The organism is Dietzia sp. E1 (genome assembly GCF_014145015.1).
Classification (GTDB): domain Bacteria; phylum Actinomycetota; class Actinomycetes; order Mycobacteriales; family Mycobacteriaceae; genus Dietzia; species Dietzia cinnamea_A.
Map to the genome: position 1 here is coordinate 1 of NZ_JAALDU010000180.1, position 5,194 is coordinate 5,194.

The 5,194-nt window shown below is 70.0% G+C and carries 5 protein-coding genes and 1 pseudogene; 2 read left to right on the forward strand and 4 right to left on the reverse strand.

Features of this window, described 5'->3' with window-relative positions; genetic code table 11:
• A pseudogene (locus G6030_RS07315) lies at positions 1–351 on the forward strand (MFS transporter); the annotation flags it as partial.
• A gap of 12 nt (positions 352–363) precedes the next feature.
• On the opposite strand, the gene ppc reads toward G6030_RS07315, so the two are convergent.
• A complete protein-coding gene (ppc, locus tag G6030_RS07320; RefSeq protein ID WP_241724228.1) occupies positions 364–3,264 on the reverse strand; it encodes a phosphoenolpyruvate carboxylase in 2,901 nt (966 codons plus the stop codon).
• Between the two features lie 108 nt (positions 3,265–3,372).
• Between ppc and G6030_RS07325 the strand changes: the two genes are divergently transcribed.
• A complete protein-coding gene (locus G6030_RS07325; RefSeq protein ID WP_182642668.1) occupies positions 3,373–3,804 on the forward strand; it encodes a DUF4870 domain-containing protein in 432 nt (143 codons plus the stop codon).
• A gap of 143 nt (positions 3,805–3,947) precedes the next feature.
• On the opposite strand, the gene G6030_RS07330 is transcribed toward G6030_RS07325, so the two are convergent.
• From G6030_RS07330 to G6030_RS07340, 3 genes are all read right to left on the reverse strand, one after another.
• Positions 3,948–4,205, reverse strand: coding sequence for a type II toxin-antitoxin system RelE/ParE family toxin (locus tag G6030_RS07330; protein WP_182642669.1), 258 nt, complete (start codon positions 4,203–4,205; stop codon positions 3,948–3,950).
• Between the two features lie 21 nt (positions 4,206–4,226).
• Positions 4,227–4,472, reverse strand: a complete 246-nt coding sequence (locus G6030_RS07335) for a type II toxin-antitoxin system Phd/YefM family antitoxin (RefSeq protein WP_106385376.1) — start codon at positions 4,470–4,472, stop codon at positions 4,227–4,229.
• A 276-nt stretch (positions 4,473–4,748) separates the two neighbouring features.
• A complete protein-coding gene (locus tag G6030_RS07340) occupies positions 4,749–5,120 on the reverse strand; it encodes a DUF1801 domain-containing protein (protein WP_063973465.1) in 372 nt (123 codons plus the stop codon).
• Between the last annotated feature and the right edge of the window lie 74 nt (positions 5,121–5,194).

Genomic DNA, 5,194 nt, shown 5'->3' on the forward strand with positions numbered 1-5,194 from the left:
CCGCCGATCGCGGGCCTCGCGGCGGCGTGCGCGGGCATGGCGGCCGGCGCGATCCTGGTGACCTCCCCGGACCTGCCCGGCCGGGCGCTGTGGCTCGTGCCCGTCGCGGTCCTGCTGGGCATCGGCTACGGCACGCTGCTCGTGGCGGGCCTGGTCGAGGTGGAGTTCCAGTCGGGTCCCCGCGATCACGCCGGGCTCGTCGCCGTGTTCTACGTCCTGGCGTACCTCGGCATGGGCACGCCGTACTTCCTCGCCGAGCTATCCCGGTTCGGCGGGCCGGTCCCGTGGATCGCGGGGCTCGCGGTGGTGTGCGCCCTGCTCATCCCGGTCACGGCCCGCCGCCTCCGCTAGCCGCCGCCTCCGCTAGCCCGAGTTGCGCAGGGCCGTGGCCAGGCCGTTCATCGTCAGCTGGATGCCGGTACGCACCGCCGGATCCTCGTCGCCCGCGCGGTAGCGGCGCAGCAGCTCGACCTGCAGCACGTTGAGCGGCTCGAGGTACGGGAAGCGGTTGCGCACCGAGCGGGCGAGCGCGGGGTTATCGTCGAGCAGCGTCTCCTGTCCGGTGATCGCCAGCAGCATCTCGCGGGTAAGCTCGAACTCGTCGGCGATCACCCCGTGGATCCGCCGACCCACCTCGGCGTCGGGCACGAGTTCGGCGTAGCGGCCGGCCAGGCCCATGTCCGCCTTGGCCATCACCTGCGCCATGTTGGACAGAGTCGTACGCAGGAACGGCCAGTCGTCGTACAGCCGCCGCAGCGTGGCCAGCCGCTCGTCGGCCGTGGTCCCGGCCGAACCGCCGCCGGCACCGTCGATCCAGCGCCGCAGGGCGGTGCCTACCCCGAACCAGCCGGGCAACATGACGCGCGACTGCGACCACGACAGCACCCACGGGATCGCCCGCAGGTCCTCGACCGACGACGTCTGCTTGCGCGAGGACGGCCGCGAGCCGATGTTGAGCTCGCCGATCTCCGCGACCGGTGTGGAGGTGGTGAAGTACTCGATGAACCCCGGATCCTCGTGGACGAGCGACGCGTACGCCTCCCGTCCGAGCGTCGCGAGCTCGGCCATCACGCCGTAGGCCTCCTCCGCGCGGTCGCCGAGGCCCTCGACGTCGAGCAGGGACGCCTCGAGCGTCGCCGCGACCAACGCCTCGAGGTTGCGGCGCGCCCGCCGCGGCTCGGAGTACTTGGCGGAGATGACCTCGCCCTGCTCGGTGATCCGCAGCGCGCCCTGCACGGCGCCCGGGGGCTGGGCGAGGATCGCCTCGTAGGAGTTGCCGCCGCCGCGGCCGACCGCCCCGCCGCGGCCGTGGAAGTACCGCAGGTGCACGCCGGCGCGGTCCGCGGCCTGCACCAGATCGCGTTCGGCCTGGTAGAGCGCCCAGTTCGCGGCCAGGTAGCCGCCGTCCTTGTTGGAGTCCGAGTAGCCGAGCATCACCTCGAGTACGTCCCCCTGCCCGCGGATGAGCGCGCGGAACTGCGGGATCGCCAGGGCGGCGTCGAGGATGCCCGGCCCGGCGGCGAGGTCGTCGATGGTCTCCAGCAGCGGGATGAGCCGCACACTCGACCGCGGCGCGTCCGGGTCGCCGGAGAACAGCCCCACCTCGCGCAGCAGCACGGCCGGCTCGAGCAGGTCGGAGACGGACCCACACATCGACACGATGTAGTGCGGCACCACGTCCGCGCCCAGCAGGTCCACGGCCGCGGCGGCCGCCCGCATCACCCCGAGTTCCTTCTCCGCCAGCTCGGACAGTTCCGCGCGCGGCCCGAGCAGCGGCCGGTCGTGCGAGAGTTCGCGCAGCAGCAGCTCCACGCGCGCGTCCTCGTCGAGCGCCGAGTAGTCCTCGCTCACGCCGGCCTTCGCGAACAGCTCGGTGAGCACCTCCTCGTGCGACTCAGAGTTCTGCCGCATGTCCAGGGCCTGCAGGTGGAACCCGAACGTGCGCACCGCCCACCGCAGGTCACGCAACCTCGGCGCCCGCAGCATCTCGGCCCCACACTCCCCGAGAGCCGCGTCGATGACCTCCAGATCAGCGAGCATCTGGGCCGGGGAGGTGTAGGCCTCGTCGTCGTCGTCGTGGTCGTTGTTGTCGCCGTGGGCGGCGCCCGGCGCCGATCCGGGTGACGACGACGAGGTGGTCCCCCGCGCGGCGAGGCGGCGTCGGACCACTCTCACGGCGCGGCGGAAGGGCACGTCCTTCCGCGCGGCGCTGAGCTCGCCCTCCTCCTCCCCGAGGGAATCCGCGAGGTCGCGCAGCTCGGTGGGCACGCCCACGACACGCCGCGACAGGGGCAGTTCGCGCTCGAGCATCCGCAGTTGGTGGGCGTAGTGCTGGTGCAGCAGCGCGGCGGCCTGTTCGGTGGCGAATCGGACGACGTCGCCGGTGACGTACGGATTGCCGTCACGGTCGCCGCCGATCCAGGAGCCGGGGCGGACGACGGGCCGGTCTCCGCCGCCCAGGCGCTCGGCGATCTCGGCGTTGAGCGGCGGGATCACGTCCATGAGCGTGGCCTCGTGATACTGCAGGCCGCCCAGGACCTCGTCCTCGATGCGGGGGCGCTGGCTGCGGATGATCGCGGTCTGCCACAGGGTGAGCACCTGGCGGCGGATGTCGGTCTCGACCTCGGCGAGCTCGGCGTCGGTGACGCGGTCCTGTGGCCCGGTCCGCAGCGCGTCGCGGCGGCGCATGAGGTCGAGCACGCGGCGGGTGATCTCGAAGACCGACCGGCGGCGCGTCTCGGTGGGGTGTGCGGTGAGGACGGGAACCACCCGGGCGGTGGTCCGGACAGTCTCGAGTTTGTCGGCGTCCGGCTCGGTCTTCGCGAGGCGAGCCCAGGTGGCCTCGAGATCCCCGTCGGGCGGCGGCGAACCGGCGGCCGTGTGGAGACGGCGACGCCGCTCCTGGTGGAGGTCCTCGGCCACGTTGGCCAGAAGCGCGAATAGGGAGAACGCCCTGATCACAGGAATGACGTCGGCGGCGGGCACGTCGGTGAACAGGGCGGCGACCTCGTCGCGGTCGGCCTCCGAGCGGCGGACGGCGAACGCGGTGCGCCGCGCGGTCTCCACCAGGTCGAATATCCGCTGGCCGGCCTGCTCGCGCACGGTGTCCCCGAGCAGGGCGCCGAGGAACCGGACGTCGTCGCGCAGGGGGCGGACGGCGTCCTCGAGCGGATCGACGCCGTCGGGTGCCGGCTGATCGACGCCGGGCTGGTCTGCGCTCGGCGGCTCGGTCGGACGCTGGTCGGGCTGGGTGATGTCGGCCATGCTCGCCACAGTAGGCGCGGGATATGACAAGTGCGTGAAACCTGGCCCGCCGCGGAAACCGGGGAGATCCCCGATGCGCGGGCGCCGATTCACGAGGAGACTGGGGCCATGACCCAGCAGCCCGGTTTCTCCCAGTACGGCGACCCCCGGTACGGCGATCCGCGGTATGTCCAGCCGCCCGCGGCCGCGCCCGACGACCGCACGCCCGCGGCCCTGGCCCACGCGTCGAGTCTCATCGCGATGGCGCTGTCGGCAGGGTGGCTGTCGTTCGTCGGCCCGCTGGTGATGTGGCTGATCTACAAGGACCGCAGTCCGTTCGTCCGCCAGGCTGCGGCCGGCTCGTTCAATTTCAACCTCGGTCTGTGGCTCATGAGCATCGTGGGCTGGATCTGCATCATCACGGTGATCGGTATCCCGCTCGGCCTCATCCTCCTGGCGGTGTCGTTCCTCGCGCAGATCATCGGCCACGTCATCGGCACCCTCCGTGCGCTCAAGGGCCGGACGATCAACTACCCGTTCCAGCTCAAGGTGCTGCGCTAGAGCCGCTGGTCTGCTTTCAGCGCCGCATCGACGCTGGCCGGGGCGCTGCCGGAGGATGTCGGGAATGAGTTTGAGTGCTTGGGCGGTGGAGCATTCGCGTGGTTGGACCCTCACTATGATCGTGAACCAGCGTGGGGATGGGGTCACTTGTAGACGTCGCCGCGGTGGCCGATACGTAGTACAAGTACAACGAGGGCATCGTCTTCGATGTCATAGATGATGCGATGGCCACCGACGCGGATGCGGAGTTCGCCGCCACCTCCGGCGAGTTGGATCGCTCCGGGCGGTCGCGGTGTCCCGGCCAGCGCCTCGATCGCCCGGACGATTCGCTTCTGCTCGGTGGGATGAAGTTTGCGCAGGGCTGTGGCAGCCGAGGGCTTATAGGAGATCGAATAGGGCATCAGACAAGCGGGGGCGCTGGTCTACAGGCCCAGTTCCGCCATGAGGTCTTCGTGGGAGATGCTGTCGTCCTCGCGGCGAGCGGCAGCCGCGGCTTTCACGTCGGCCTGATCTTCCAGGGCCTGTAGGGCGCGGTCGAAGAATTCCGGCGAGACGACAACGGCGCGACGACGGCTGCCCCGGCTGAGGATCTCTACCGGCGCCCGCTGCGCGGCATCGAGTAACTCGCTCTGATGAGCGCGGAAGTAGCTCAGCGTCGTGGTGACCATGCCAGCAATAGTACATCTTGTACAACTAGCGGCCCAGTTGCCTGCATGATCTCGAGTGGGTGGTGAGCTCCCTCGTCGTCGCCCTCGGACGGTCCGACGGCACCTCCAACACCACGGTGCGCGTGGTCGACTGGGTGACATACGCGGAGCCACCCTCGATCGCGATCCCGTTGGACACGCCGACCTGCGCGCGGCGCGACTATTGGTCTTCGACCTCGCCGGTCGCGGTGACCCGCGTCAGCCGGCCCGTCTCGCCGGTGACGATTCCGCGTGCGGTCACATCCAGTTGACGCCGTCGTGTTCGTGTTCGCGCACTCGGTACTCGATCATTCTGGTGAGGAGTGGGCGAGGCGGTGGGGTGCCGTATGGCAGGGCGACGGTGCCTTTGCCGGTGCGGTACTGGGTGAGCTCGGCCTCGAAAGCAGCTTTGGTGGATGGGGTGAAGGCCATGCTGGCATGGGCCTTGTGACCGCTGAACATGAACAAGATGACGCCGTCGGGATGGACGTAGGCCGGGTGGCCCCACTTGATCTGCTCGACTCCATCGGGGACCGCCTCGCGGCTCAGGGCACGAAGCTCGCCGAGAAGGGGACGGCCGAGCGGCGGTGCTGCGTCGATGTACTCGTCGACGGTCGTTGGCTTCGGCATGGCCTCTCACCCGATCCTCTGATCTGATTCCGGACGCTCCTATATAGCTGTGTCAAGGGTTTGAGTGCCTAGAT

What these genes read in the sequence shown, in the direction of transcription:
- ppc (WP_241724228.1), bottom strand. Translation starts at nt 3,264, where the DNA reads ATGGCCGACATCACCCAGCCCGACCAGCGTCCGACCGAGCCGCCGAGC.
- G6030_RS07325 (WP_182642668.1), top strand. Translation starts at nt 3,373, where the DNA reads ATGACCCAGCAGCCCGGTTTCTCCCAGTACGGCGACCCCCGGTACGGC.
- G6030_RS07330 (WP_182642669.1), bottom strand. Translation starts at nt 4,205, where the DNA reads ATGCCCTATTCGATCTCCTATAAGCCCTCGGCTGCCACAGCCCTGCGC.
- G6030_RS07335 (WP_106385376.1), bottom strand. Translation starts at nt 4,472, where the DNA reads ATGGTCACCACGACGCTGAGCTACTTCCGCGCTCATCAGAGCGAGTTA.
- G6030_RS07340 (WP_063973465.1), bottom strand. Translation starts at nt 5,120, where the DNA reads ATGCCGAAGCCAACGACCGTCGACGAGTACATCGACGCAGCACCGCCG.